This window comes from Candidatus Thermodiscus eudorianus (genome assembly GCA_015521085.1).
Classification (GTDB): Archaea; Thermoproteota; Thermoprotei_A; order Sulfolobales; family Acidilobaceae; genus Thermodiscus; species Thermodiscus eudorianus.
Genome location: WAOW01000003.1, coordinates 66603 through 92169, shown reverse-complemented (window position 1 = coordinate 92169; position 25567 = coordinate 66603). Strand labels below are relative to the sequence as shown.

Below are 25567 nucleotides of genomic sequence, written 5' to 3'. Positions count from 1 at the left end.
CTAGACATACACAATGGGGGACCTCCTCCGAGTAAACGAATAAACCCGGAAGGCCCCGGTAAAAGGGGCGGAGACCCGGGATTGACTATGGAGAACGCTGAGAGGATCGAGGAACTAGCCAGCATACTCGGGAAGATAGGACTTCAAAAAATACTACTCATAGAGGAAACCGATCCCCAGCTCCACGCGGTCACGAGAGTAGCAGGAACCCACACGACAGGATGGGCAGCGGCCACAGCAGCGCTCACAGCCCTAGTATCATACAGGCTCACAATGAAGGGAGAAGAATGGTGGGACTGCTACGCCAGACACTTCACGGAGACGCCCATGGGCAAGACACCGGTAGACGCTGCAAACGCGGTGATAGGCTTCCTAGAGAAGTGCCCAGGCGCAGCGATACAAAGGGAAGCCAAGAAGAAGAGGGTGCAAAGGGTGGTCCAAGGGGCCGGGACCGAGCTGGAGATCCTGCTCAGAGACCCGCACCGCATACTAAAGAGCGGGGCATGGCTGACACAGGCACTAGCCAGAGCCCTGAAACAAAAGACCTGGAACAAGACCATAGCCTTCGCCGCCAAAATGGCCTACTACTCGGTCAGAGGGTCCCTCAAGGAGCCACACCCGGCCCCATGGGATGTTCCGATGCCCATAGACCTGAGGATATCATGCATAACATACACCAGCGGGCTACTAGAGGCGTCCAGCTACAAGAGGATACTCTCAAACCCCTACAAGGCGGTAGAGGCCTGGAACAAGGTAGCGGCCAGATCAGGGATACCGCCGTTAAACCTAGACAGCCTACTATGGCTCATAGGATGGATACCCCGTGCCTACAAGCCCGAGAAGGCCAGGAGGCTCATAGCCGAGAAGCTAGCCAGCCACCTAGGAGTCTATGCAGATCTAATCGCCGCTGCACTAACACGCAGGGAATGCAAGTGAGCCCTTAATGAATTACTACACCTAATATCCTCCAGATCCTCTATGGGGCCTGTGACGAGGAGCCATCCAACCCCGCCGAGCACGGCGATGATGACCACGCCCTTCACAGAGGCCCCTCTCAGGAAACCAGTTAAGAACCCGAGTCGTTCAACCACTATGGGCCTGGGGAGGGCTGGAGTTCCTGTGCACGAGATAAAGCTCGTGAGGCTATACGAGGTATGGATGCCCCTGAAGGCGGAGTTCCGCACAAGCTTCGGAGCCACGTCCCTAAGACCAGCGATCCTAGTCGAGGTCGTGGATGAAGAGGGCTTAAGCGGGTGGGGCGAGGTCGTAGCGGGGGAGGGACCCTGGTACTCCTACGAGACGGTGTGGACGGCGTGGCACGTGATAGTAGACTTCCTGTCCAAGATGCTGCCCGGCACAGCAGACCCAGGGGAGTTCTATGAGCGCGCCAAGAGGGTTAGAGGCCATAACATGGCTAAGGCCGGCATCGAGATGGCCCTATGGGATCTACGGGCTCGCCAGGAGGGGGTCCCCCTCTACAGGCTCATCGGCGGCGTCCGGGATCAGGTCAGCGTAGGGGTTAGCGTGGGCATCAAGGGTAGCGTCGAGGAGCTGCTAGCGGCTATATCCGGGTACCTCGAAGCCGGGTACGGGAGGGTCAAGATCAAGATAAAGCCGGGATGGGACGTTGGTGTAGTCGAGAGGGTGAGGAGGGAGTACCCCGATCTCCCCCTGCAGGTGGATGCGAACGCCGCCTACACCCTCCTAGACGCGCCGCATCTGAAGAAGCTAGACGACTACGATCTACTCATGATAGAACAACCCTTCCACTACGACGACCTGCTTGAGCACTCGGACTTCCAGAGGATGATCAAGACCCCGGTGTGCCTCGACGAGAGCATAAAATCCCGGCGGGAAGCCGTAGCTGCTCTACGCCTGGACTCCGCCAAGATAATAAACATCAAGCCGGGTAGGGTGGGGGGCATAATAGAGTCCCTCAAGATCCACGAGGTATGGAGTATGGAAGCCCACAGGCCTGTCTGGATAGGTGGAATGCTTGAGACCGGCGTAGGCCGGGGACACCTCGTGGCGCTAGCCACGTTGCCAGGCGTGCGCTACCCCTCGGACATAAGCGCTAGTAGCAGGTACTACGAGGAGGACATCGTGGACGAGCCCTGGGAGCTAGACGGGGACTCACAGATAAGGGTCCGCGAGAAGCCGGGCATAGGAGTAGACGTGGACCTAGAGAGGCTACAGAAGTATGTGAAGAGGACCACGACAATCAAGCCAGAAACAATAAGCAATGCAACCTCCTCCTAGACGCGCCTAGCCCTACCCACGGCGAGGAAAACGGTGAGGGACCCTCCCACCAGCAAGCCAGCCACGTTAAGAGACAAGACCCCAAGAGCCCCCAAAGCAAGCCGGGCATCCACGGGGAGAAGCCACCCCAGGGCCGCCGCCGGGGGCACGAGAGCCGCGGCTATAGCGACGCCGGCCAACGCCTCCGTCGTGTTGGACGAGACCGCAATTATAGAAGCTATCCCGAGCAATAGAGGCACGGCCAAATCCAGGCCCGTGGGCCTAGTCCTAGCCAAGAGCTCCCGGGTAACCGGGACCCCGAGCCCGGCCAGCTCCGAGACCATACTCGCAGCCAACGCGGCTACAAAGGCCACCGCCAGTAGAGTGGAGAGGGTTACCGCGCTGTCTAGAGCCCTCCTCCTGGGCCCGAGGACGAGGGACACGGAGAATGCATAGATGGGCCCAAGTATCGGCGAGATCAGCATGGCCCCTATTATCATGTATGGGTTATCGCTAACGAGGCCACCCAGCGCTATTAACGACGCCAGGAGCACCAGGAAGACCTGGCCTACGGAATAGTATGCCCTCTCGCCAGCCTCCTCCTGCAGGGCAGTTAATGGCCTGGCGATCAAGGCCCGTATAAAGGGTAGGAACCTCCTGCTCGTGACCCTGTACGGCCTGCCCAGGCCAGTCTCGACGTCCAACACCGTGACGAGATTCTCCCTCCTCCTGAGATCGAGCAGCCCCGCTATCCCATCGAGTATCCTGGCAAGCGCCTGCACGGGAGCGTAGAACGTGAACTTGCAGACACTCGATCCACCGGCAAGCGAGGCCTCCTCGCGATACCAGTAGATCCTCTCCTCGTCGAGGAACTCCTCCAGCTTCCCACACTCGTCCAGGGACGAGTAAACCTCGACCTTCTTCATCGACGTATTCAAAACTCATCATGCATAACACTACCGGGACGCCCCCGGGATAAAAGAGGTTACTCCCTAGCGATCCTCCTAGCCATATCAATCACCTTATCAAGCTCCGGGGCACCCCAGCTACACCTCCTACAGCAATCAACTACAGGGTTCCAGACACAGCCCCAGCGCAGGAAATCCCTCGCCTGGAGCAGGGCCAGCAGCGTGGTGCCGATCTTCGACTCAACGGTGAAACCAGCCATGTGGGGAGCCAGCACGAACCTGGGATCCCCCACGTAGCCAGTCCTATCGCTTCCACCCGGCACGGGCTCGACCGGGTGCACGTCTAGGACGAAGCCTAGATCGGGCCTCTCCCTAGCCACCCTCTCCACGGCCCCAGGCTCCTCGGTACCGCCTCTACCGACGTTGACGTAGACGGCGTTCATGGGGAGGCGCGTTAGGAGGCTGTAGGTTACGATGGCCCTTGTATCCCTTGTCAGGGGCAGGGAGTTTACTAGTATCTGGGAGTGTTCGAATAGCTCCTCTAGGGGGACCCTCCTGCCGCCGAGCGCGTCTAGGGCGGGCTTGGCTGTCCTCGAATAATAGAGTATCTTGCCCGCGCCAAGCGCCTTCAACTTGAGTGCAATGCTCTGCCCTATCCTCCCCGCACCGAGTAGGCCTAGGGAGCGTCCCCGTAGTAGGAAGCCGGAGAGGTGGGTTGGCCAGCCCTTGGTGGCCCATTGGGGGAAGTAGTTGTGCCTGGCGACTATCCTCTTGAGCGCGGCCAGTATACCTCCCACTGCGAACTCTGCGACCGCCTCGGTGATGATCTCCGGCTGGTTGGCCACGCAGACTCCCATGGACTCCGCGGCTTCTACGTCTATGTGGTCGTATCCGCTGCTCCTGGCTATGATTACCTGGAGGCATCCCTTGTCTTGTAGCATATCGCTGGTTACTGGGTCGAACCAGTCTATGTAGACTCTAGACCTCTTGGCGATCTCCCAGGCCCTAGCCCCGCTTAGAGGCTCCTCGGGAGCATAGATCCGATATCCCTGGAGGAGGCCCTTCATCTCCTCCCCTATCGGCCTATTAGTGAATACGTCGTATACACACTCCACGACACGATACCCTCCACGGAGTCCTGGCGTGCCCGGGGGATAATTACGGGTGGTATAGGCCCCTCCGGGCTGGACTCATATCCTGCTCGTGAACCTCTCGGTGAATGTTAGCCTGTTGATCTCGTTCGTGCCCTCATAGATCTGTACGAGTTTAGCGTCCCTGAGCAGCTTCTCTATACCCGTCTCACGCATATAGCCGATTCCACCGTATACTTGTATGGCCTCTAGTGCATTGTAGACTGCCGCGTCTGCCCCGGCTACCTTGGCCACGCTGGAGTCCTCGATGGGCGGTGGAAACTTCTCTTCCAGGAGCTTGGCCACGTTATACACCGTGTTCTCGGCCAGGTAGGCCCTCTCGATCATCCCGGCTATCTTCATCTTGACGGCCTGGTGCTCTATTATGGGCCTCCCGCCCTGCACCCTGGACTTGGCGTACACTATAGCCTCCTCCAGGGCCCTCTTAGCTATGCCGAGGCCTATCGCGCCCACAGGCGCCCGGCTATAGGATAGCGTTATCTCCGCTATCTCCCATCCCATGCCCGGAGGGCACAGCACCCTCTCGGGCGGCACGGACACGTCTTCGAACACCAGCTCGCCGGTGGGGCTACTCCTATGGCCCATCTTGTCGTAGACGGTTTCAACCTTGAATTCGCCCCTCTCCAGTATGAGGCATAGCATCGACTCGATGGGCCTACTCTTGTCGGCGACGGCGAACACTGTGACATAATCCGCTATGGGCCCATTGGATATGAAGACCTTCCTACCGCTAACCCTGTAGCCCCCGGAGGCATCGGGCACGGCGACGGTCACATACTCCGGCTTAGACCCCGGCTCGATCCTCTCGTAGTCGCTGCCAGCGGTTGGCTCTGTTATCGCGAACGCCCAGACCTGTGGGTCTCCGGCCTCGTCTGATTCCGCGAAGGGCTTAAGCCACCTCTTCCACGACTCGCCTCCGTCGAGCACGCCGGCGGTGAATACTGGTAGGAGGCCGAGCCACACAGCCCCTATGCTAGTTGCGGCTCCGGCATCGTAGTATGCTAGTATCTCTAGCACGTTGGAGCCCAGATAGGTTAGTGCTCCGGCCCCGCCTAGGTCCTCCGGGACTATTAGGCTCAGCATCCTGACCTCGCTTGAGGCCTTTATGATCCTCCTAGCCTCCTCTAGGACGTCCTCTTCCCTCATCCTGTCGAGTCTCAGCGCGTTGGGCTCGACGTGGGTGGTTGACCACTCGATTATGCTCTTCCTGTAGAGCCGGGTCTCGTGGTCGTGGGGGTAGAAGGTCTCCTCTAGGAGGGCTCCTCTAGCCATCAACCCTCTACACGCCTCCACAGTACCTTATCAACCGATAGTTCCATGTCGAAGAAGGCATAGAACCCATCTACAACGTCAACTATCTCCAACCCGTCAACGGGATCCTCAACCCCACCCACAAGCTCGACCCTAGAGGGGCCGGCCCAAGCCTTCAACACGCCGCCGCCCATGGACCTATGGAACCATACCCTGGCACGCCACGCAACCAAGTCCCTCACAGAGCCTCCCCCAGGAACCCCGGGCAACTCCCTGACATTCAAGAGGGGAGTACCATCCCTAGACAAGAGTGCCTCAAGGACATCGCCAGAAGCCGCATACTCGGGGGAGACCTCCACCCTAATCATCATGCCAGCCCTACGAGCCCAGCCAACTACGCTACGGCCACTCCACTCCAATCCGATATCAGCGTACTTCTTGGGGGCGCCAGCCACCTCCCTGCCAGCGGCGAGCGCGACATCACTGTCAACATAGATGTACGGTATAAGGAACCTGGGTTCTCCCCCCACGTAGACCTGGACGGCGATTAACGCCTCGTTATAGGGGCCTAGAGTCGACCTGGGATAGCGGGCAATCCACACGGCGCCCATAACCTGGTCTCCGAGGACCTCGACGCCCTCGGGCAGGAGCGGTTTAACGCTCTCAGCGTTGAAGGTTACAAGGGCTATGACGGCCTCGACATCCCAGTAGAGCCACGGGGCGGAAGGATACAGGGGTCTAGAACCCTCCTGGGGCAAGGCTATACACCATGAGAGATACGGCCTGGAGCAGGGATATATGTATAGTATCATCAACCACCCCCCGCGGGGGCTTAATTAGGAAGGACAACGCTCCATATTGAACTGGTGACCGGGTTTAGACTCGTCCAGGGAGTTTCCTGCGGCAAGCCACTACAAGGCGTATCTCAACACGGCCTCCATGGGACTCGCGTGGAGAGAGTCCATAGACGCCATGATCCAGGCCTCAAAACTCTACGCAGGCAACATATCCAAGGCGGAATCCGCCAAGTACAGCCTAATCGACTCTATCACCAAACGCTTCAGCGAGCTCTACGGTTTCGACCCAGCTAGCATAGGCGTCGGAGAGTCGACGACACACTGTATCTACAGGCTAGCCCTGTCGAGGCCAGATACGGATCTCATAGGCTTATCCTTCGAGGAGTTCCCGGGTATAGCCAGGGCCCTGGGGTCGGGCTGCCGCTTCAAAGGATGCAGGGTCAGGGTTTATGATGGAGGTACTGTGGAGGACTCGGTTAAAGCCGCTGTAGATGACGGCGCCCAGGTCGTCGTAGTCTCGGCAGTGACATGGGTCACCGGGTACAGGACAGACTTGGCCAGTATAATCAGCTACGCCGGGAAGAGGAATGCGCTAGTAGTGGTCGATGCTGTACAGCACTTCGGCGCTCTATCCTTGAGGGAGGGCGAGGAGTCGGCCCACGCCTACGCGGCTTCGGTGAAGAAGTGGCTGCTCACCCCGCACGCCGGGCTGGGCGTGTGCGTTGTCTCCAGGGAGATGATGGGGTTCGACCCGGTGTTCCACGGGCTAGGCAACCTGGCCATCTATGACTGGGACGAGTACTGGAACGACGCCAGTAAGGAGGCCATGCCGTTGCAGAGCCTGCGGGAAGATGGCCACCGTTATAGTGCTCCCACAGGGCTATCCGTGCCCGACCTGGCCGCCTTCGAGGCAACCCTAAGGCTCCTCTCCAGGATAGGAATAGCGGGTGTTGAGAGCTATATAACGGGGCTCAGGAATCTGTTGCTTGACCTCTTGAGGGATTACGGTATTGAGACGTTCCAGGACTACTACCCTGAGAGCCGTCACAGCGGCATAGTGTCCCTGAGGGTAGAGCCTAGCCTGGCTAGGAGGGTGGTTAGGGAGCTGGCCAGGGATGGTATCGCGGTGAGCGCTAGGGGTCAAGCCGGCTTGAGCGGGATACGCGTCTCGATCCACCTATACAATAGCGAGGGCGATGTCAGGCTCGTAGCCGAGAAGTTGAGGCGGTACATCAAAATGTGAGTGTTAGTCTTTGCCGGTTTCCACTATTAGCCGGGATACTAGCTTGAAGTATGTTGCGATCGAGCCTAGTACAGCTGTCAGATACCCTACAATCACTAGTATTGCACCGGTTGCCGCGGTTGCAAGCGACGAGGCATGGGTTTCAAACTGGTGGTTATCGAGTAATGAGGGGATAGGAGCGTTTCCACCGGTGACCATCACGATCCCGGCGACCATTAGGATGCCGCCAACCAGTAGCCATACCAGGGAGAGGACAGCGAACTTTAGAGCGTAGACGAAAGCCTTGCCCCAGGAGATCTCCTTCACGGCCGGGCACCACTTAAATTATTAATTTGATGGCTGTTTAAATAATGTTAGTGTCGATCGAGCTTGTTATGGAAGGGCGTGGTCGAACCCTCTAGGTCGAGCGTGTCTCGCCTGGAGGGGTTCGACTTATTAGCGTGGCGGACCCATAGATAGTAACGACGCCAGGCGTGTCGTGGTGTTGTTCCATTGCCGGGCGAGAAACTGACTACTCTTGAGGACGTTAAGAAGTGGCTCGTGGAGGGTGTCGACGAGCCGGAGACCTTCGTCGACCTGAGATGGCAGGTTATAGATGAGCGTGTCGAGGATGGCAAGCTCAAGATGCTGCGTGTGAGTCATCCAAAGGTCCCGGTGAACTTGCTTGTTCTGGACTTGGAGAACCCCGACTATAAGATCAAGACTCTCAGGATAGTTATAGAGACGGGCCTTGACACTATAGATCTGGGGCCTGAGGAGAAGCTGGCGCTCTACAGGCTCCTCCTAGACATCTCGAAGCTACCCCTGGCCAAATACTATATCTTCGGTGAGGGCCACGAGATAGCGATAGCGGTCGACTTGGACAAGAAAAGCCTGTCGAAGGCCGAGTTCGAGGAGGCACTGGCATCGCTGATACTGGGGTACACGTATCTAGTGTCGGTCCTCCCGGCTGGGCTGAAGAGGAAGATAATAGAGGAGTCCTTCGTATCGCTAGCAAACCTGGTGGCCGCTTGGTATAGGCAGGGTGTCACCCGTGAGAGGGCCTTGCAGAACCTCGTGGATGCGGGTATAGATCGCGAGGTGGCTGAGAAGATTATAGGCCTCGTCTATGGGTCCGAGGGGGGTAGAGAGCCCGGGTTAATTATATAGCTAGTAGAATTTTTATTTATTTTATTATCCCGGGACGTGGCTTTATATTAGGGCTACATGTACAGCACCTAGTCTATACGGGACCCACAGGGACCAAGGGAGACCACGAGAAGACAAGAAAGGTGTAGAGGCAAATGGCCAGCATCCAGATACTCGGCAGCGGCAGAGAGGTGGGCAGAGCCGCGATAGCCGTGAAGGCAGACGGGCGAATGCTCCTAATGGACTACGGCACGAACTTCGACGAGGAAGACAGGCCAGTCTTCCCGGCCCACGTCAGGCCCAGGGACCTCGAAGCACTAGTACTAACCCACAGCCACCTAGACCATATAGGGGCGGCCCCAAGCCTATACATATCAGTCTTCCCAGAGGTATACGCCACCCCCCTGACCTTCGACGTGTCAAAACTCCTACTCTACGATATGATAAAGCTCAACGGACCACACCTGCCATACGACGAGGCCAGCGTCGAGGACATGCTCAAGACCGGGAGATCCCTGAGGTACGGTGAGGAGGTAGAGAAGGGCCCCTTCGCCTTCAAGCTACTCTACAATGGCCACATACCCGGGAGTGCCGCCGTGTGGGTTGAGGTGGACGGGCACAAGATACTATACACTAGCGACATGAACACGATCATGACCAAGCTCATGAACCCAGCCGACCTAGCGGGCGTAGAAGCCGATACAGTCATCATAGAATCCACCTATGGCTCCACAACCCACCCGCCGCGCGAGGAGACCGAGAAGCTCTTCTACGAGTCGATCCTTGAGGTGGTAAAGAGGGGAGGAACGGTCCTAGTACCGTCGTTCAGCGTTTCAAGGGGCCAGGAGATAATGTGTCTGCTAGCCGAGAGGGACTTCGAGTACCCGGTGTGGGTTGACGGCATGATCAGGCAGGTCACCGAGCTATACCTGGCCCACGGGGAGTACGTGAGGGACCACAAGCTAATGGCGAAGGCCGCCTCAATGTTCAACATGGTCAGGGGATGGCAGGACAGGAGGAGGGCCTACAAGAAGCCCGGTGTGATAATAGCCAGCGCGGGCATGCTGAAGGGCGGGCCGAGCCTCTACTACCTGAAAAAGATGGCTGGCGACGACAGGAACGCGATATTCATGGTGAGCTATCAAGCCGACGGGACGCCGGGAAGGCAGATACTCGAAACAGGCACCTACGGCCCCGAGGAGATACCGGTAAAGGCCAGGGTACAGTGGTTCGACTTCTCAAGCCACACCGATAGGAACGGCATACTCAGGGTGCTAGAGGGCATACGGGGCCTAGAGAGGGTCATCCTAGTGCACGGGGACGAGGAGAACCAGAACGACCTACGACAAGCGATCGAAGATGTGCTGGACGTCGAGGTCCAGACCCCCAGTAACATGGAAGAGATAAGACTAGACTGAGAACCCAGGCTCTACTTGGCGGAGAATTAGAGAGGTTATCGAATTATACCTAGTGTGCGCGTCTACTCTTGTAGAGCAAGTACGTTAGTAGCGCTACGGTAGCTACAATGACGCCTAAAGCAGGCTCAGGCACGGGCACAGGAGATGGAGAGGGGCTGCTGACAGTTTCGCTGGTAGCCGCGATGAGGCCTGTACTCTCTCCCCCTGGAGTAGCTTCCACACCGAACCCGGAAACGGGTATCTTACCGGGCGTCCTGGCCTCGCCGATGCCCGTCCTACCTAGGTCCCTAGCCGTGATTTCCCGGCTTCCCTGGACGACATAGTCGGGTAGCTTTATGGAGTCGTCACTGTTATAGGCTTGGGGTTCAGCGAGAGGTGTGCCCTGGACTTGCACCTCGCTGGTTACGTCGTAATATGCCGTGTAGGCGTCATCGTCTCCAGCATAGCCCGTCCAATAAACGTTACCGCCACCATCGACTAGTACACCGTATGCGATTGTATTGTATAGGCCCCGTGTGTCGCCTGCTAGAATGGCCTTCTCCAGGACATGACTTGCATCCAGTAGGATGAGGAATGCGTTTCTGCGGGTTGTAGATAGGCTTGTGCCGTAGTTGTTGTAGGTATAGCCGCCCGCCACGACCTCTCCATTACTCCCGGCCGCTACATTCTCGAACACCTCGTCGCTACTAGTTGTAACATTCTTCCTCCACGTCATGGAGGGTGTATAGTCGAAGCCCGCGATCGAAGCCCCGACACTGGGATTCGTAGGGTCGGGTAGCTCGTCCGTGTAGGAGAAGGCCACCACTACCTCGCTGCTCGTTGCACTGATACCGACGTAGGAGAGGCTATAGCGGTTGGCATAGCCTTGGGAGTTGTATGCTACCGCCCCGCTACTGCTGAGGGGATCCCCGGAGGCCGGGTTTATCTTGACGACATAAATGTAGACGGGGTAATTCACGCCTCTATAGTACCAGATATCGGTGGCTGTCACGTAGAGATACCCGTCCTGGGCTACTACGCAGTCCCACCCGGTTAGGTTATAGCTGCCACTATAGGACTTGGCCCACCTGGGATTCCATAGTTGGTCGAAGGAGTAGATGACCATGTTATGCTGTATCGGGGTCATGGTCCTGTTAATTAGTTCCCCCACGAAGTAGACGTTTCCAGCTCCATCAGAGCAGGCCCCGTAAAACGCTATGTCCACATCCGCGCTGATGTTGAACCAGTAGTATATGTTACCCGTGGAGAGATCGGATACAGTGTAGTTCTTGGCTAGGCCAGCACAGTTGACGGAGTTACAAGTGTAGCCAACGACATATACTCTATTGTTGACAGTGTTAACCTCGGCGTCCCGGAAACTCACATTCGCCGAGGGAAGGTATAGACTATTCTCTGCTAACTTGTTTCCACTAGAGTCGTGCTTGAATACAACCCCTATATAAATGCCCCCAGTGGAGTAGAAGAAGCGTCCAACGCTAAACACGCTAGCCCCATACCCAGCCCCACCGTAAAGATAGTCGACCGTATACGCACCGTAGAGTTTCGGCCTATCGCTCCACCTATTCACGTAAGTAGTCGCTGCTAGAGTAGACACCGGGACTAGAACGAGCACCAGTAGGACGACTACAGCGGTAACCCCCTTAGACACGAGGGGCACACCAAGATAATATAATTCAAACTTAACCAGCTATATATTCTTTATTCACCAACCCAGATTTCCCCAATTATTTAATAAAATCAATCATATAAGTAATCCGAGCTAGAAGACGAGATACAGAGGTAAATACTGGCGCCGGGGGCGGGATTCGAACCCGCGCGCCCCTCCTCGGGGCAACGGGTCTCCCTTGAGGCGGCGGGAAACACCGCCACCGAACTCGAGCCCGCCGCCTTGGTCCGCTCGGCCACCCCGGCTTCCGTGTTTTAGTTGGTTCTTGTGCATGGAGGATATTAGGGTTTTACTTGTCCTGTTAGTTGTCTGTGGTGGTTGGCTGGTGGTTTCGAGGCAGTCGTTCGCTAGGGCTTTGCGCTTGTTGTTGGATCATGGTTTCCAGTTCACTGTCATCGGGGGTAGTGTTGTGGAGGTAGCCCTCGGCTCCAGGGACCTGGGCCCTGATATCGACTTGTTCGCGGAGGAGCCCAACGTGTTCTTAGAGGAGGAGTATTATGGGGTCGCGGAGGAGCTGGGTTGGGGTGTCGGGCAGACGTGGCTCGGCACCCCCGCCTTGATAGCCCGCTTGGAGGAGGAGTTCCCCGTGGAGTTCTATGATAACTTGTTCGACTTCAACGTGCCCGAGGAGATACTGCAGAGGAGCGTGAGGGTCAATATCGCGGGGGTTAGGGTTAAGATGGTCCTCGTTGAGGACCATATAGTGCTCAAAGCGAACGCTGGACGGTCGAGCGATATCGAGAGGCTCAAGGAGCTAGCCAGGCTAGCCAAGAAGGGGAAGCTAAAAGTCGACAAGGGCAAGCTCCTGGAGGCGGCGAGCCTATTCCCCGACGAGAAGGTCATACTGAGGAGGCTGCGCGACGCCGGCTTCCAGATCTAGCGGTGGACGCGTCTTGGCCTACCCGGACTGGACGCCGGTCAAGATAATAGCAACCCTGGGCCCGAGCTCCCGGGACCCCGAGACTGTCAGGGAGATGATTAGGGCGGGGGCCTGGGGGTTCAGGATAAACACGAGCCACGGAGACCCCAGGCTCTGGGAAGAGCTACTAGAAGCCGTCCTAGACGCCGAGGAGCGCCTAGGAGTTAAGACGGCTCTGATCATAGACTTGGAGGGCCCCAGGGTCAGGATAGCCCACGACGCCAGCCCGGTGGCCGTGGCGGAGGGAGACCGTGTAGTCCTGTGTAGCGGGGGCCGCGACTGCATACCGGTCACAGACCCCGCGGTCTTCAAGGTGTTAGAGGCTGGCGATGTGGTGATCCTCGGGGACGGGGTGCTCTGGTTCACTGTGGAGGAGGCTAGAGACGAGAGGGCCATACTCCTAGCCGGGGCTAGCGGGGTTGTAAAGCCCGGCATGGGGGTCGCTGTCAGGGGAAAGGATCTCCCCCTCCCCCCGGTCACAGGGCATGACGAGGAGGCTATACGGTTTATGAGTGATAAGCCCTTCAGCCACGTGATGATGAGCTATGTCCGGAGCGGTAGCAACATAAGGGTTCTAAGGTCCAAGCTACGGGAGCATGGAGTCGACGACGTGCAGGTCATTGCAAAGATAGAGTCGCCCGGGGGCGTGAGGAACGCGGAGGAGATAACGGGGGCGGCCGACGGGATAGTCATAGCCCGTGGAGACCTGGGCATGCACTACCCCCTGGAGGAGATGCCAATAGTGCAGGGCGACCTCGCCCTGACAGGCGTTGCCATGAAAAAGCCCGTGATAGTGGCGACCGAACTCCTGACCAGCATGGTTGAGAGGCCCACCCCGACCCGGAGCGAGATAACAGACATATTCCAAGCCGTCAAAGAGGGGGCGGACGCGCTACTACTAACCTCTGAGACCGCAATAGGCAAGCACCCTGTCGAGGCGGTGGAGTGGGCCAGGAAGGCGAGCCAGAGAGCCTACGAAAACACCCAGCCCCCCAGGCCGGCGAGCACCAGCAAGCCAGAGGCACTAGCCCTAGGCCTAGTGGAACTAGCCGAGAGCATAAACGCGCCCCTACTAGTCTACTCCATGGGCGGACGACTACCCAACCGCCTAGCCAGCTTCAAGCCCAAGACGCCGATATACGTGGGGGTCCCCGGTGAGAAGCTGGAGAGACGCCTCAGGATACGGTGGGGACTCGCCCCACTCCAGATACCAGCCGAGACCTATGCGGACGGAATGGAGAAGCTCTACAGCGAGCTATCCAGCACGCTCTCCGGGAGGACCTGCATACTGGCGGCCTGGAGCAGGGAGAGGGACGTGTTCGACATAAGGATCAAGAACCTCAGCTACTAGCCTCCACGATATACCAGCCTACCATCCTCCCTAGCCAGCACCCCCTTGGCGAGTAGCCTCTCGACGGCCAGGTCCCAGTAGAACCCCAGATCCCCGGGGTCGACGCCGTACCATTCCCTGAAGAGGCTTGCTAGCTCTTCCAGGGCCAGGCCCTGCTTGGCCCTCTCATCCTCCTTGAATATCCTCTCTATAAACTGCTGCACGTCCTCCAGCCTGGTCCAGGGGTACTGGAACCATGTCCACTCCTTGACCTCCAGGTAGTAGTAGTCGGGCTCGAACTTGGCGACGGGGCTGATCCATTGTAGAGCCGCTATCCTCAGGTCCCCGGGATTCCACTCCTTCTCGATGAAGTCCCTCGCGAGTAGGAGGGTCTCGCCGGTATCAACTATGTCATCGACTAGTAATACCTTCCCGCCCTCTAGGTCAACCTTATAGGGATACTTTAGGATGGCCCTCTCAGCTGCCTTGGCAGCCTCAACCCAGTGCTGGCTCTGCACGCTGAGCATGTTAGTTACATCGAGGAAATCCGCCAGTAGCCTGGCCGGGACATAGCCGCCGCGGGCCACGGCCACTATGACGTCCGGCCTATAACCGGAGGCCTCGATCTTGCCGGCGAGCCCTCTGCTCCACTCCACTATCTCGCTCCAGGACACCAGCTTGACGGGGACCCTCGCCAATCCGGTCTTCACCAGGATAGAGTCGGCCATCACGGCTTAAAAGTTAATGGAAGGCTCGTGGAAGCCCGGAGGGAGCCTATAGGCCAACACCAGCACCCTATCCCCGGGGCTATACTCGCCCTTCTCGGTTAGGGCCAGGCCATCGGCCATGGTCAAGGCGATGGTCGCGCTGCTGTGCTGCATCTTCCTCTCCAGGGGAGTCGCCGTGAGGGTCCCTCCCTCCCCGACTCCGAGCTTGACCTTGATGGGCCTCGGCCTCTTTATCGAGAGGGGCCTGGTCAGCTCGGCCCAGTAGAAGGGTATCGGCGGAGGGACCCTCAGGTTCGCCATGTAGGCTAGTAGGGGGTAGACGAGGCGTATGAAGCCGTGTAGCGCGCTCAGGGGGTAGCCCGAGAGGCCGATGACCGGCTTCCCGTCCACGACCACGGCGCTGGTAGGCCTGCCACCCTTCACGAACAACCCCCTGAACACGAGCTCCCCGCCGAGCGCCTCCGGGAGCCTATAGAATAGGTCGATCTCGCTGGGCCCCGTCCCGCCCGATATCAGGACGACGTCGACCCTGTCGAGGAGCCTCCCTATATACCATACGAGGGTCTCAAGGTTGTCTGGCAGCGTGACCAGGTCGACTACCTCGACCCAGCTTAGGTACTCGTTTATGAACCAGGCCAGGAGGTCCCCGGTGGTCGCGACCACGAGCCCCTTGAGGACTTTCCGGCGCGTCTCCTCGGGGTCAGAGGGCTTGAAGAGCTCGTTACCAGTCTCTATAATCGCGACGCGGAGGGGACGGTAGAAGAGCGCGGTCGTCACCCCCACGTCCAGCAGCGCCACCACGTCCATAGCCGTCAGGAGGGTCCCCTCCCTCAGAACTACATCCCCCTTCCTAACATAGACGCCTGGCGGGTCGACGTTAGCCCACTTCTCATACCTCTCCCCAACCCTTATCTTATCGCCCACCCTCTCAACATACTCCTCGGGCACGACGGCGTCGGCCCCATCGGGTAGGTAGGCGCCGGTGGTGACATATACCGCCTGGCCCCTCTCAACCCTCAAGCCCGTATCCGTGACACCGATAGGGGCCTCCCCGACGACCTCCAACTCTCCAGGTGTGTCAACACTCCTGACCGCGTAGCCGTCGTAGGCTGACTTGGGCTTTGGAGGGTGATCGTGGGGCATGACTACGTCTCTAGCCAACACGAGGCCCTGGCCCTCCCACACCGGCATCTGACTCCACTCGGATAGCCTACTGACCCTGCGCTTGAGGAGCTTGAGGGCCTCGGGTATAGGGGTCAACTCCTCTATATACCTGGCCATGCCCGGGTACACCGTTATCCCCTCATTACTGGCCCCAGCATAAATCCTCTAGTGGTATACACCTGCATGGGGGTTGCGTCGATAGTGGGGTGCATAGACCCCGTCAAGCTCTCTAGGAGGGTGGAGGCCGAGGTAACCAGGGAGACGGCTCGGGGACTAGCGAGGAGGTACTGGAGGTTTAGGAGCTCACGCCACTACGGAGGCAACAACGCAGGCGACGTGGTCGGTTGCAATCTTAGATGCGCCTTCTGCTGGGCCTGGAGATACGCCTTCAAGACCAAGGCCGGCTTCCTCCTGGATCCAATCGAGGCCGCCAGGAGACTGGTCGCGGCGGGCCCCTACAGGCTAGTCCGCCTGACGGGCGGAGAGCCGACCATAGGCTGGAGTCACACCAGGAGGGTTATAGAGCTGGCTACATCCAGGGGAAGGTTCTTCGTGTTGGAGACTAATGGTGTGCTGATAGGAGCCGGCCTCATAGAGGCCCGTGACCTGCCGAGGGGCAACGTCTTCATCCGTGTCTCCCTCAAGGCGCCCGACCCGGAGGTATTCGAGAGGGTCACCGGGGCCTGTAGGTGGGGCTTCGACCTACAGCTCAAGAGCCTTGAGAGGCTCCTGGAGTGGGGCTTTGTGCCGGGCAGGGACTTCAGGGCTAGCCTCGTCATGGGGCTCGTGGAGGCGTCCCGGTACCGGTACATTCTATCCAGGCTAGAGGCCATACACCCGAGGCTCGTGGAAGAGCTGGAGCCCGAGTACATAGTATTGTACCCACACGTCAAGGAGCTACTAGACAAGAGGGGGTTCAGGCCCTACCAGGCGGTCGAGCCCTAGCACCTGGAGACGTAGAGGGCCCCGGACCTGGTTGCCATCAGGTACAGGCGGCTCCGGGAGAAGCCCCCGGGATCCTCGAATACTATGGTGCACGGGAATCCTAGCATGCCGCTGAGGTCGACCAAGACCTCGCCTCCGGCGTGGCTTGCCCTGACGCAGTGCCCGCTCCTGGCTAGTAGCTCTCTAAGCCCGCAGGGGTCCCTCGCGAGGACTATGTCTATGTGGGTCTGCGATGCGCCCATGCAACCCTTCTCGTGGAGGTATGCCTCCGCCCTGTGGGTACCCGATGCACTGGTTACCAGGGCGTCTCTGATCCTGCGCTTGCACAACCCGGTCATACTCCCCCGACCAGGTCCATGAGCTTGCCATAGAACTGGTGCCACCAATCTAGTATGGCGTCGTAGTTGCCGACTAGGCTCTCCCAGCCGGGATAGCCAACCTCAGCCGCTATAGTCGCTACCAGGTCCATGGTCTTCCTGGATTCCCAGGGCTTCGGCTCTGCCCCGGCCCTCACCTGGTAGAGGGCTATGCGCCTGTACAGTTCACGCGAGCTCTCATACAGGTCTACATCGACGCCGATGACCTCGTGGTATAGGGCTTGGAGGACCTTCTCAGCCCACCTCCTATGGAACCTGCACAGGCCCGCGTTGTCAATGGAGAGCTCTGCTATGGCCCTGCTATAGCTGTGCACCGCGTAGTCCTCGGGGGAGGTGTAGGAGGGGCTGTAGTTGGTCCAGTACCTCCCCAGCAGGAACATGGGGGCCACCATGCCGGGGCTCCAGTAGTAGTTCGGCGTCATGTAGCCCGTCTCGCCGAAGGAGGCGTAGACTAGCAGGTCCCTGAACCTCCACCCGGAGCTACCGGTCCTCACCTCGTACACCTCGTCGAGTATCCTAGCGGCCTCCCTGGCACCCTCCAATGCAATGAGCGACGTCACCTCCCCCCGGCGCTCGACCAACCTCTCCAGCAGGCGTCTAGCGGCGACGGCGTTGACCTTGCTCGTGGCCGGATCTAGTGCCAGCGGGTCTAGCACGGGCCTCTCGTCCAGATCCATCTCCCCGGGCTTGATGAGGCCCTTTTCTATCGCGTCGTAGAGCCATGCTATCGTGTGGCCCGCCTCTATGGCGTCGAGACCCAGGTCGTCCACCAACTCGACTAGGCCCGCGGCGTCCTCCAGCGTTATGACTCCTATCATTGGCCCCATCCCATGAGCCGGCTCGTAGTCCAGCTTCACACTGTTCCAGATCTTCTTGCACACAACGCTGCAGGGCTCCCCGCAGGTCCTCCACGCCCTAGCCTTCTCAACCACAAAGACCTTCTCCTGGAAGGGACGCCAGAACCACCTCATAATCTTCTCGTGGAGCGCCAGCCTAACAGCGGGGGAATAGTATATGGTGTTGTAGGCTAGGGCCGGTATGAGCTCCCGGTAGTGCACATAGTTGACCCCGAACGTGCCTCCCGTATCCAGGGATGGATCATACCTGTACTTCCTAGTGGATTCCTCGACAACCCTATAATAGTTCCCGCCGAGGACCCTAGACACCGCGTCGACAACCCTGCTCCTGTCAAACCTGCTCCCCCCATCCACGCCACCGAATACGATGGCCACGACCCCGTGGGCCTGCGCCATCACATTGCCCCCACCACCCCTGCTAGCGCTGTCCACGACAGGCCCTGGAGCCCAGTCTGGCCCTGGTAGCCATGAGAATATCCCGGCGAACCTGGTGGTGTAAGCTCCGGGCCCCACCAGGATTATCCGGGGCCTGTACCTCCTCCTAACCCTCTCGTCTAGCACCTCCCTGGCTATGTAGCTGTGCAGTCCCCGAGTTCCACGTGGGCTGCCATTATAGATCCTCCAGAGCCTCTCCCACTCCACGTACTCGAAGCGCACCTCTACGCCCGACTCGCCACCCAGGACCAGGACTATCGCAGGGTCCTTCGAATAGCCCTCGATAACTATCCCGTCGAGCCCTGTCCTCACGAAGTCGTAGGCGGCCCCACCCATGGTACTCACATGGATCCCGCCGCTCACCGGGCTCCTGAACACGAAGACAAGCCTGTGGCTCCCGAAGAGGGGGCCGCCTGCCAGGGGGCCTATGCCGATGAATAGGGGGTTCCCGCTTGAGAGCGGCGGATAGTTCCACGAGGCCTTGTCCTCGTGTATCCTCAGGCCCGCGTCTACGGCGCCAGTCACGCCCTTTACCTTGGCTTCCCTCGCCTTGCCTTTGCCGGCGTCTAGGATCATGACGTTGTAGTCTAGCATTTTACCGTGCACCCCCCATGTCATAGTCTAGTTGGCCTCGGCTGGCTTTATCGTCTAACCTTGATATCCCCCGATAACATACTTGTATAGAGTAGGGTGCGGTGTATGGCTACCGTCGCAGAGTACATGCGCAGGGACAGGATCGTGACGTGCACCACTGACACCAGCCTCCGGGAGGCCTCTAGGCTCATGGCGGAGAACAAGGTTGGCAGTATAATCGTTGTCGGGGACGGGATGAAGCTCAAGGGGATATTCACCGAGAGGGACCTGGTCAGGGCTATAGCGGGGGAGGCAGACCCCGACAAGGGCAGGGTCGGGGACTACATAACGGAACACGTAGTCACGGTGGCCCCCTATGAGAGCATAGTTAAGGCAGGGCAGATAATGCTGGAGCATGGGATAAGGCATCTCCCCGTAGTAGACTCCTCTGGCAGGGTCGTCGGCGTCATAAGCGTGAGGGATGCCCTGAGGGCTATACTGGCCTCAAGCGAGTTCCCCTAGAGGGACCCTCGTCCAGCCCTTATAGGGAGGGGTCCCTTCGGCCGGGTCTTGGTCCTAGATATATCTATAAACTAGATAAACCCATTATTGGAGCCCCGGGACCAGCGTATTGGACAAGAGCCACGACGCGATAACGCAGAGGCGCGAGAGGCTGCTGACCGAGGAGAACATAGCCAGGCTGATCATATCCCTCAGCCTCCCACTCTTCGTCTCGGGGAGCATACAGAACCTATACAACATAGTCGACACCTTCTGGCTCTCAAGGCTCGGGCCGGCGGCGCTGGGGACTCCCACGGTCTCATGGCCCTTCATGGGCGTCCTCATGAGCATAGGGTTCGGCCTCGCCAGCTCCGTCTCGGCCCTGGTGGGCCAGTATGTTGGGGCGAGAGACTATAGGATGGCTTCCAAGAGCCTTGGGAACGTGCTGGGGCTACTGATGGCTATAGGGGTCCCTGGGGCCCTGCTCTTCTACGCCGGCAGGAGCCTCTATATGGACGTGACCCGTGTTACCCCGGAGATGCTTTCATACGTGGACTCCTACATAGCCGTTACCATAGCCGGGGTCCCCTTCATGTACCTCTTCCTGACCTTCAACTTCGCCCTGAGCGCTATAGGCGACACGGTGACGCCGACCAAGGTTAGCATAGCCTCGACGCTGCTCAACTTCGCCCTGGACCCGGTGTTGATATTCGAGGCCGGCCTGGGCGTTATGGGCGCGGCCCTGGCGACCCTCATCTCCAACATAGTTGCCGGCGCCTACGCGGCCTATAGCTTTGCGACGGGCCGCCACGGCCTCAGGGTTTACCCGGCTGACCTGGTCCCCGACAGGTTGTTGGCCGGGTTGATTGCCAGGATATCGGCTCCGATGGTCGCGAGTAGGCTGATGACCGTGTTCGGCTTCATAGTCATGGTTGGCATAGTCAATGGGCTCGGCACGCCCGTAGTGGCGGCTTATAGTATAGGGCAGGTGATGCTCAACATAGACCACGTATTATCCTTCCCCATAGCTAGGGCGACGAGCATAATAGTGGCCCAGAGCCTCGGCGCGCGCCTCATAGATAGGGCTAAGAGGACCGCCAAGACCGGGCTCCTGCTACTGGCCGCGTTCATAGGCGTCTATATAGTTGGCCTCGTCCTCTTCAGATCAGCCTTCATAAGCATATTCACGAAGGACCCCAGCGTGGTCGGCCCCGCCAACAGGATGCTCCTCATATTCGGCCCCAGCGTGCTGGGCTTCGACCTGTTCATACTGGGCAACAGCATAGCCCGGGCCAGCGGGCACACGCTCTTCATGAGCGTGATAGGAATAGGCAGGCTCTGGATCCTCAGGATCCCCCTCTCATACTACCTCGCCTACACCCTGGGATTGGGCGATCTCGGCCTGTGGACTGGGATGAGCCTCAGCAACTGGATCACTGGCATGGCCTCCGTGGCGTGGATCCTGTCTTGGAAGTGGGCCAAGCCCGTCATCAAGCCCACACCAGTGCCACCAGCAGACTAATTATTATAGCCGAGGCCCTCCCAGACATGAAGGAATCCGGGAGGTGATCTGCGGGATGGCAGACATAACGATACTCAAGGAGAAGCTGGACAAGCTACTGGAAAAGTTCAAGAAAGGCGACAGGAAGGGACTAGTACTAGCAATGCTAGCCGCCATAAGGCTGAGCGACAAGGGCGAGAAGATATCGCCCGAGAACGTGGCCAGCGAAGCCAAAGCCCTAATGGACGAACACCCGGATATAGACTGGGGAGTCTCCAGGGAAGACCTAACCCCAGGCCTAGCAAGCACCCTACTACAAGAACTCGCAGACATGGGACTGCTAGAGGCGACAGACACGCTAACATACAGGCTCAAACCCTATAAATCCGGCGACCCACGGGCAGAGGTGCTAGCCAGGTTCGGCTACCTAATATTCTACGGCGGCCCCGCCAGATAAAAGGCAAAGACTGTGGACTCCAGGGTTGTGGATGCATCTGGGTCCTGGATCCCCGGCTGGGCCCGCTACATCTTGAATCCGGGCTAGCAGAGGATTACGGCATTATCAATAGTGTTTTGTTGTCTTGATGCCTCTCCCGCCTCTACCCTTTAACTACAGGTACCTGTGTAGCTTTGATGTGTGGTAGGCTGTTATCACTATGATTGCATCGGGTTCCATCCTGTAGACAACTACTAGGGCTTTATCGTTTAGTTTCCTTTACGCACTTCGACTCTTTGTCCTCAAGAATCTTATCCGGGTTGCTCAGGCAGGCCTCTACTTCCCCGCGGCTTACGCCTCTCTGCCTCATACGCTCCAGTGCGTGGAGTGTGTAACGTGTCTTCAAGCGTTGGCCACCAGGGCCTCAGGGCCCTCCATGACTAGCTTCTTCAAGTCTACGTTCCTTCGGGAGAATTCTAGCACCTCTATTCCAACGACCTCCCCTTTATCGTTAAAGTCTATTATCACGCCTGGAGCAACCTCGTCAGAGTCAGCAATCTTATCGTCTCTCAGCTTGACATATAATGCGTCGGCAATCCTGTCGTAGCTAACCCTAATCTCCACAAGACTCACCTGATACTAAGGGCTATGCAAGTAGCAGATAAAAGTAATGGATAACATGCTGGAGAGGATTGGCCTCTCCTGGCCTGGCGAGTTGTCCTGGATTTGATTTCTGAATGTTATTGATTACTCGGTTATCAGCTTCTATCTCTACAGTGGGGTCTCAGAGCCGTGGGAGTCCCCCGAGGTTTAGACTCATAGTGGACCCATCACCGTCTTTTAGTTTGGGGATGTCGATAAGGTTCCATCGCTATTATTTACCTGGATGTGTGAGTGCTGGTGTGTCTGAAGGTGTTGAGGCTAGGGGGATTAAGCGTAGAATCAAAGCTTGAGCATAACTAGTCTTATCTTAGCTGATGATTGCTGTGACAGCTTCCTCCGTGAATGATAGAGCGGGTGTTTGTTTTTGGCTATAATTCCTGTTATGGATTCTTAGAGGGTGCTAATTAATTTAAGAGGGGTGTTTTTAGGCGATTAGTCCATGTATTACTATCGTGGGGTTAGCATAATGAATAGGAGAGTACGTGAGTTTAGCGTCGTTATATTAGAAGATGAGGATGGGGGCTACATCGCGGTTGTACCGGAGCTTCCCGGCTGTCATACGCAGGGGGATAGCTTGGATGAGGTTATCGAGAATGCTAAGGAGGCTATAGAGCTTTATCTTGAGACTCTTCCTGAGGAGGAGAAGGAGGAGCTACTGAGACGTAGGGTTGTCGGTCTCCAGAGAGTGAAGGCTGTTGCCTAGAATAACACCTATAGACCCCTACAAACTCATCAAATTACTTGGTAAGATAGGATTTGAGCCTGTGCGTCAGCGGGGTTCGCATGTAATACTAGTGAACAAGCAGGGTGTTAGGGTAGTGGTACCAGTGCACCCGGGGAGGAGGATTAAGCCTGGACTCATAAGAATAATATTAGCCGAGGCGGGCCTTACTAGGGAGGAGTACTTCGAACTCCTAAAAGAGGATTGCTGAATCATCATTTAATTCCTACATGCCTCACTGTAGGGAGGAGGGAGTGCTGAATCGACTGTGAAGACCGATCCTAGAGTATTTCCATGTTTTTACTATGAGTTACTATTAATATAGTTGATTATCCTATAGATGGTTGGTGGCGGGTTGTGTATAAGATCGTCCCAGTCACTTCAGATCTTGCTGGAGAGGCTGCGGGACTTTACAATAGGGTCTATGAGGCCTATGGTGTTGCCTGCTATGTCGAGAATGTCAGGCCGGAAGACGTTGAGAGGGCTTTGGAAGAGCAGGAGCGCTACGGCGGGGAGCTAGTCGCCCTCCTCTTATCTAGGCGAGTCGTTGGCTTGGCTAGGGTTAGGGTCGCAGAGGATATCGGTATGGGGAGGGCTCTCATAGTGGTTGACTCGGACCTTCCATATCCCATAGCGGTCGAGGCTTATAGGCTCCTGGCTCGTCGGATCTTTAACTCGCTGGAGGGCCGCTCTAGGGCCTCTGAACTCGTGGGGTTGGCCCTTGGAATAGCCTGGAGGCACACGCACCTCCTAGCCTCTAGGGCTCTCGGAATTTCCCCGGGGGAGGTTGACACGGCCTACATTCTAATGGAGGCTCTAGCCCTGCCTGAGCCTCCCCAGGACCTGCCCGAAGGGTTTAGGCTGGAGATACTCACAAAGCCCCCAGAGGGGAAAATCTTGGAAGGCATCGCTGATGCGATAAATGACGCGTTCGACGAGTACCTAGACTATGAACCGTGGGATGTTGAAGATGCCGATGACCACTTCAAGGACCTCTACAGGCGGAGGCCTGGGACGATCGTCGCCGTGACACTATCACCGGGAGGAGATGTGGCCGGCGTCGCCGTCGCCCATCCCATGGAGACTCTCTGCGGCGAGCCAGCCCTGTACCTGTCATTGCTTGGGGTGAGGAAGGCGTATAGGGGGCTCGGCCTCGGGAGAAGGCTTGTGGACGCGGTGAGGTGGCACGCGTATAGGCGGGGAGCGAGGAGGGTGATAGTTGATAGCGAGCCGGAGGTAGACGGGGTATATTATAGGGCTGGGTTCAACCCCGTCACATGGTGGGCATACACCTTGGTTCCTCGTAGCGTGTTCAGTGTCTAGTATCTAGAAGGGCTCTTTTAGCTTCTAACCTTTGGTTTTATTACTAGTTTTTTCTCCCATTCTCTGAATGTTATCTCGAATGCTTCGAAGAAGCCTCGGCGGCCTAGTATAGCGAGGTCCGAAACGATATGCTCTGTAAAGGCTATTGGAATATAGAGGTCTCTTAGTCCTTCTACCATTATTCTCACTTGCTCCTTGATATAAGCTTTTACGTAGCCTCCTATGCCGGCCAGGTATACTTGCTTCGAGTCCGTCAAGTCAATACCTATGTCCTCAGCTATGCTCTTGTGGAAGAGGCTTATTGTAGCACCGCTATCTACCAACGCATAGACAACTGCTTTCTCCCTACCCTCAACTATCACCGGGATGATAGGATAGAATCTCCCATGGTATGCGATATATGGAAATATCCTCTCGCTCAGACCATTGCGAGGGGCGCTCACTATTTAATGCCTCCGCTCGATCATATATCAAAATATATGAACACGCCAATGGTAGCTAGCTTAGACAACAAGCAGATCATGGCTCGGAACCTTTACCACGCCATATTCCTCCCTCTTGTAACCCATCCGCGCCATTATCTCACGTAGCTCCTTTAGAGTACTGGCCCAGGCAACCACGCGCCCGTCTACTATAGCAGCCCAGTAGCCCGGGGGAACCTTGTCTAGCTCTCCTGGTTTAATCGGCTGTAGAGCCTTTTTTAGACCAGTAGTAGCCAAAATATCCACCGTCTAGACTCTGTATGATGCCAGGAAGCTAAATATCCTTGCACTCAGTTGACTCCGCAGACTCCTACCAGTATATTAAACAATTATATTAAAATATATTATAGAATAGGATTCAACCCCCAATCACACGATGAACATACATCCTAGTCCTCCAAAGCGTGTTCAACGTCTAGCCCCAGAGTAGCTCTACCCATGATCTGCGCATTCGACTAAACCCGTTGCAAAGCTCCTCTACCCGGCGTTGGTAATCAATGTGGTGATGGATGATAGTGTTTATTGTTTTCTCTTTATCTCGTCTCTAAGCTTTCTGATTTCGTCCTTTAGTTCCTGTATCTCTTCGTCTCTGCCGCGGTAATGGTGCGGATAGCCGTTATTCATGGGACTGTTAATAAATTTTATTATTGCATAGATGACTGCTGCGATCAAGATTATCCATATCACCATCCATATAAGCCCGACGAACCCCCACGGGGCCATGTAACCGAAGCCTCCTCCACAGAATGGGCACATCACTATTATTCCACCGGGTAGATCGTGGTTACTCATTCTTATATGGTAGACTCACC

The 25567-nt window shown here is 57.2% G+C and carries 29 protein-coding genes and 1 tRNA gene; 14 read left to right on the top strand and 16 right to left on the bottom strand.

What is annotated here, in order from left to right; all coding sequences use genetic code 11:
• The first annotated feature begins 87 nt into the window (after window positions 1–87).
• Together F7C38_01555 and menC are read left to right on the top strand one after the other, a co-directional pair.
• A complete protein-coding gene (locus tag F7C38_01555) occupies window positions 88–936 on the top strand; it encodes an N-glycosylase/DNA lyase (protein ID MCE4600239.1) in 849 nt (282 codons plus the stop codon).
• Window positions 937–987: 51 nt separating this feature from the next.
• Window positions 988–2259: an o-succinylbenzoate synthase gene (gene menC / locus F7C38_01550; GenBank protein MCE4600238.1), complete on the top strand. Its 1272-nt coding sequence runs from the start codon at window positions 988–990 to the stop codon at window positions 2257–2259.
• Here menC and F7C38_01545 read toward each other — a convergent pair.
• The 4 genes from F7C38_01545 to F7C38_01530 form a co-directional block, all read right to left on the bottom strand.
• A complete protein-coding gene (locus F7C38_01545) occupies window positions 2256–3176 on the bottom strand; it encodes a TIGR00341 family protein (GenBank protein ID MCE4600237.1) in 921 nt (306 codons plus the stop codon). The two genes, menC and F7C38_01545, sit on opposite strands and share 4 nt — an antisense overlap.
• 47 nt (window positions 3177–3223) lie before the next feature.
• Window positions 3224–4261, bottom strand: coding sequence for a 2-hydroxyacid dehydrogenase (locus F7C38_01540; protein MCE4600236.1), 1038 nt, complete (start codon window positions 4259–4261; stop codon window positions 3224–3226).
• Between the two features lie 75 nt (window positions 4262–4336).
• Complete coding sequence (locus F7C38_01535; GenBank protein ID MCE4600235.1) at window positions 4337–5590, bottom strand: acyl-CoA/acyl-ACP dehydrogenase; 1254 nt, start codon at window positions 5588–5590, stop codon at window positions 4337–4339.
• Entirely contained in the window at window positions 5569–6306 is a 738-nt protein-coding gene (locus F7C38_01530) for an acetoacetate decarboxylase family protein (GenBank protein ID MCE4600234.1), read from the bottom strand. Before F7C38_01530 ends, F7C38_01535 begins: the two co-directional genes overlap by 22 nt.
• 181 nt (window positions 6307–6487) lie before the next feature.
• On the opposite strand from F7C38_01530, the gene F7C38_01525 reads away from it, so the two are divergent.
• Complete coding sequence (locus F7C38_01525) at window positions 6488–7588, top strand: aminotransferase class V-fold PLP-dependent enzyme (GenBank protein MCE4600233.1); 1101 nt, start codon at window positions 6488–6490, stop codon at window positions 7586–7588.
• Window positions 7589–7591: 3 nt separating this feature from the next.
• Here the strand turns inward: F7C38_01525 and F7C38_01520 are convergent, their stop codons facing one another.
• The gene (locus tag F7C38_01520; protein ID MCE4600232.1) at window positions 7592–7894 is read right to left on the bottom strand and encodes a hypothetical protein; all 303 of its coding nucleotides are present in this window, start codon (window positions 7892–7894) and stop codon (window positions 7592–7594) included.
• Window positions 7895–8080: 186 nt separating this feature from the next.
• On the opposite strand from F7C38_01520, the gene F7C38_01515 reads away from it, so the two are divergent.
• Window positions 8081–8737: a hypothetical protein gene (locus F7C38_01515; GenBank protein MCE4600231.1), complete on the top strand. Its 657-nt coding sequence runs from the start codon at window positions 8081–8083 to the stop codon at window positions 8735–8737.
• Between the two features lie 134 nt (window positions 8738–8871).
• Window positions 8872–10134 carry an MBL fold metallo-hydrolase gene (locus tag F7C38_01510; GenBank protein MCE4600230.1) on the top strand — a complete coding sequence of 421 codons (1263 nt, stop codon included), beginning with the start codon at window positions 8872–8874 and terminating at the stop codon, window positions 10132–10134.
• 49 nt (window positions 10135–10183) lie between these two features.
• Here F7C38_01510 and F7C38_01505 read toward each other — a convergent pair whose 3' ends face one another.
• On the bottom strand, window positions 10184–11782 hold the full coding sequence (locus tag F7C38_01505) for a hypothetical protein (GenBank protein MCE4600229.1): 1599 nt from the start codon (window positions 11780–11782) through the stop codon (window positions 10184–10186).
• A gap of 139 nt (window positions 11783–11921) precedes the next feature.
• Window positions 11922–12045, bottom strand: a tRNA-Ser gene (locus F7C38_01500).
• 80 nt (window positions 12046–12125) lie between these two features.
• Between F7C38_01500 and F7C38_01495 the strand changes: the two genes are divergently transcribed.
• Entirely contained in the window at window positions 12126–12680 is a 555-nt protein-coding gene (locus F7C38_01495) for a nucleotidyltransferase (protein ID MCE4600228.1), read from the top strand.
• Between the two features lie 13 nt (window positions 12681–12693).
• On the top strand, window positions 12694–14070 hold the full coding sequence (gene pyk / locus F7C38_01490; GenBank protein MCE4600227.1) for a pyruvate kinase: 1377 nt from the start codon (window positions 12694–12696) through the stop codon (window positions 14068–14070).
• On the opposite strand, the gene F7C38_01485 is transcribed toward pyk, so the two are convergent.
• Together F7C38_01485 and F7C38_01480 are read right to left on the bottom strand one after the other, a co-directional pair.
• Complete coding sequence (locus F7C38_01485; GenBank protein ID MCE4600226.1) at window positions 14067–14747, bottom strand: phosphoribosyltransferase; 681 nt, start codon at window positions 14745–14747, stop codon at window positions 14067–14069. The genes pyk and F7C38_01485 overlap by 4 nt on opposite strands.
• A 36-nt stretch (window positions 14748–14783) precedes the next feature.
• Window positions 14784–16058 carry a molybdopterin molybdotransferase MoeA gene (locus tag F7C38_01480; GenBank protein MCE4600225.1) on the bottom strand — a complete coding sequence of 425 codons (1275 nt, stop codon included), beginning with the start codon at window positions 16056–16058 and terminating at the stop codon, window positions 14784–14786.
• Between the two features lie 66 nt (window positions 16059–16124).
• Between F7C38_01480 and F7C38_01475 the strand changes: the two genes are divergently transcribed.
• Entirely contained in the window at window positions 16125–16886 is a 762-nt protein-coding gene (locus F7C38_01475) for a radical SAM protein (protein ID MCE4600224.1), read from the top strand.
• Here the strand turns inward: F7C38_01475 and F7C38_01470 are convergent.
• Together F7C38_01470 and F7C38_01465 are read right to left on the bottom strand one after the other, a co-directional pair.
• Window positions 16883–17215 (bottom strand): hypothetical protein, encoded by a 333-nt coding sequence (locus F7C38_01470; protein ID MCE4600223.1) that lies wholly within the window; start codon window positions 17213–17215, stop codon window positions 16883–16885. The genes F7C38_01475 and F7C38_01470 overlap by 4 nt on opposite strands.
• 5 nt (window positions 17216–17220) lie before the next feature.
• Window positions 17221–19149: an aldehyde ferredoxin oxidoreductase gene (locus F7C38_01465; GenBank protein MCE4600222.1), complete on the bottom strand. Its 1929-nt coding sequence runs from the start codon at window positions 19147–19149 to the stop codon at window positions 17221–17223.
• Window positions 19150–19254: 105 nt separating this feature from the next.
• Here F7C38_01465 and F7C38_01460 point away from each other — a divergent pair, with 105 nt between their 5' ends.
• The 3 genes from F7C38_01460 (at window position 19255) to F7C38_01450 (ending at window position 21587) form a co-directional block, all read left to right on the top strand.
• Window positions 19255–19650, top strand: a complete 396-nt coding sequence (locus F7C38_01460) for a CBS domain-containing protein (GenBank protein MCE4600221.1) — start codon at window positions 19255–19257, stop codon at window positions 19648–19650.
• Between the two features lie 109 nt (window positions 19651–19759).
• Window positions 19760–21151: an MATE family efflux transporter gene (locus F7C38_01455; protein ID MCE4600220.1), complete on the top strand. Its 1392-nt coding sequence runs from the start codon at window positions 19760–19762 to the stop codon at window positions 21149–21151.
• Between the two features lie 55 nt (window positions 21152–21206).
• Complete coding sequence (locus F7C38_01450) at window positions 21207–21587, top strand: hypothetical protein (GenBank protein ID MCE4600219.1); 381 nt, start codon at window positions 21207–21209, stop codon at window positions 21585–21587.
• Window positions 21588–21828: 241 nt separating this feature from the next.
• Here the strand turns inward: F7C38_01450 and F7C38_01445 are convergent, their stop codons facing one another.
• Window positions 21829–21972, bottom strand: coding sequence for a DUF4258 domain-containing protein (locus F7C38_01445; protein MCE4600218.1), 144 nt, complete (start codon window positions 21970–21972; stop codon window positions 21829–21831).
• Window positions 21969–22190, bottom strand: coding sequence for a DUF2283 domain-containing protein (locus F7C38_01440; protein MCE4600217.1), 222 nt, complete (start codon window positions 22188–22190; stop codon window positions 21969–21971). The genes F7C38_01445 and F7C38_01440 overlap by 4 nt, the downstream gene beginning before the upstream one ends.
• A gap of 505 nt (window positions 22191–22695) precedes the next feature.
• Here F7C38_01440 and F7C38_01435 point away from each other — a divergent pair.
• From F7C38_01435 to F7C38_01425, 3 genes are all read left to right on the top strand, one after another.
• Window positions 22696–22932 carry a type II toxin-antitoxin system HicB family antitoxin gene (locus F7C38_01435; protein ID MCE4600216.1) on the top strand — a complete coding sequence of 79 codons (237 nt, stop codon included), beginning with the start codon at window positions 22696–22698 and terminating at the stop codon, window positions 22930–22932.
• Window positions 22925–23161: a type II toxin-antitoxin system HicA family toxin gene (locus F7C38_01430; GenBank protein ID MCE4600215.1), complete on the top strand. Its 237-nt coding sequence runs from the start codon at window positions 22925–22927 to the stop codon at window positions 23159–23161. Before F7C38_01435 ends, F7C38_01430 begins: the two co-directional genes overlap by 8 nt.
• Window positions 23162–23307: 146 nt before the next feature.
• Complete coding sequence (locus tag F7C38_01425; GenBank protein ID MCE4600214.1) at window positions 23308–24273, top strand: GNAT family N-acetyltransferase; 966 nt, start codon at window positions 23308–23310, stop codon at window positions 24271–24273.
• A gap of 17 nt (window positions 24274–24290) precedes the next feature.
• Here the strand turns inward: F7C38_01425 and F7C38_01420 are convergent, their stop codons facing one another.
• The 3 genes from F7C38_01420 to F7C38_01410 form a co-directional block, all read right to left on the bottom strand.
• Window positions 24291–24716 carry an aspartyl protease family protein gene (locus F7C38_01420; protein ID MCE4600213.1) on the bottom strand — a complete coding sequence of 142 codons (426 nt, stop codon included), beginning with the start codon at window positions 24714–24716 and terminating at the stop codon, window positions 24291–24293.
• A 60-nt stretch (window positions 24717–24776) separates the two neighbouring features.
• Window positions 24777–24992, bottom strand: coding sequence for a DUF5678 domain-containing protein (locus tag F7C38_01415; GenBank protein ID MCE4600212.1), 216 nt, complete (start codon window positions 24990–24992; stop codon window positions 24777–24779).
• 282 nt (window positions 24993–25274) lie between these two features.
• Entirely contained in the window at window positions 25275–25514 is a 240-nt protein-coding gene (locus F7C38_01410) for a hypothetical protein (GenBank protein ID MCE4600211.1), read from the bottom strand.
• Window positions 25515–25567 lie beyond the last annotated feature (53 nt).

Excerpts from the sequence above, each read along its gene's own strand:
- F7C38_01435 (MCE4600216.1), top strand. The coding sequence starts at position 22,696 with ATGAATAGGAGAGTACGTGAGTTTAGCGTCGTTATATTAGAAGATGAG.
- F7C38_01460 (MCE4600221.1), top strand. The coding sequence starts at position 19,255 with ATGGCTACCGTCGCAGAGTACATGCGCAGGGACAGGATCGTGACGTGC.
- F7C38_01480 (MCE4600225.1), bottom strand. The coding sequence starts at position 16,058 with ATGGCCAGGTATATAGAGGAGTTGACCCCTATACCCGAGGCCCTCAAG.
- F7C38_01525 (MCE4600233.1), top strand. The coding sequence starts at position 6,488 with ATGGGACTCGCGTGGAGAGAGTCCATAGACGCCATGATCCAGGCCTCA.
- F7C38_01555 (MCE4600239.1), top strand. The coding sequence starts at position 88 with ATGGAGAACGCTGAGAGGATCGAGGAACTAGCCAGCATACTCGGGAAG.
- F7C38_01475 (MCE4600224.1), top strand. The coding sequence starts at position 16,125 with ATGGGGGTTGCGTCGATAGTGGGGTGCATAGACCCCGTCAAGCTCTCT.
- F7C38_01510 (MCE4600230.1), top strand. The coding sequence starts at position 8,872 with ATGGCCAGCATCCAGATACTCGGCAGCGGCAGAGAGGTGGGCAGAGCC.
- F7C38_01450 (MCE4600219.1), top strand. The coding sequence starts at position 21,207 with ATGGCAGACATAACGATACTCAAGGAGAAGCTGGACAAGCTACTGGAA.
- F7C38_01465 (MCE4600222.1), bottom strand. The coding sequence starts at position 19,149 with ATGCTAGACTACAACGTCATGATCCTAGACGCCGGCAAAGGCAAGGCG.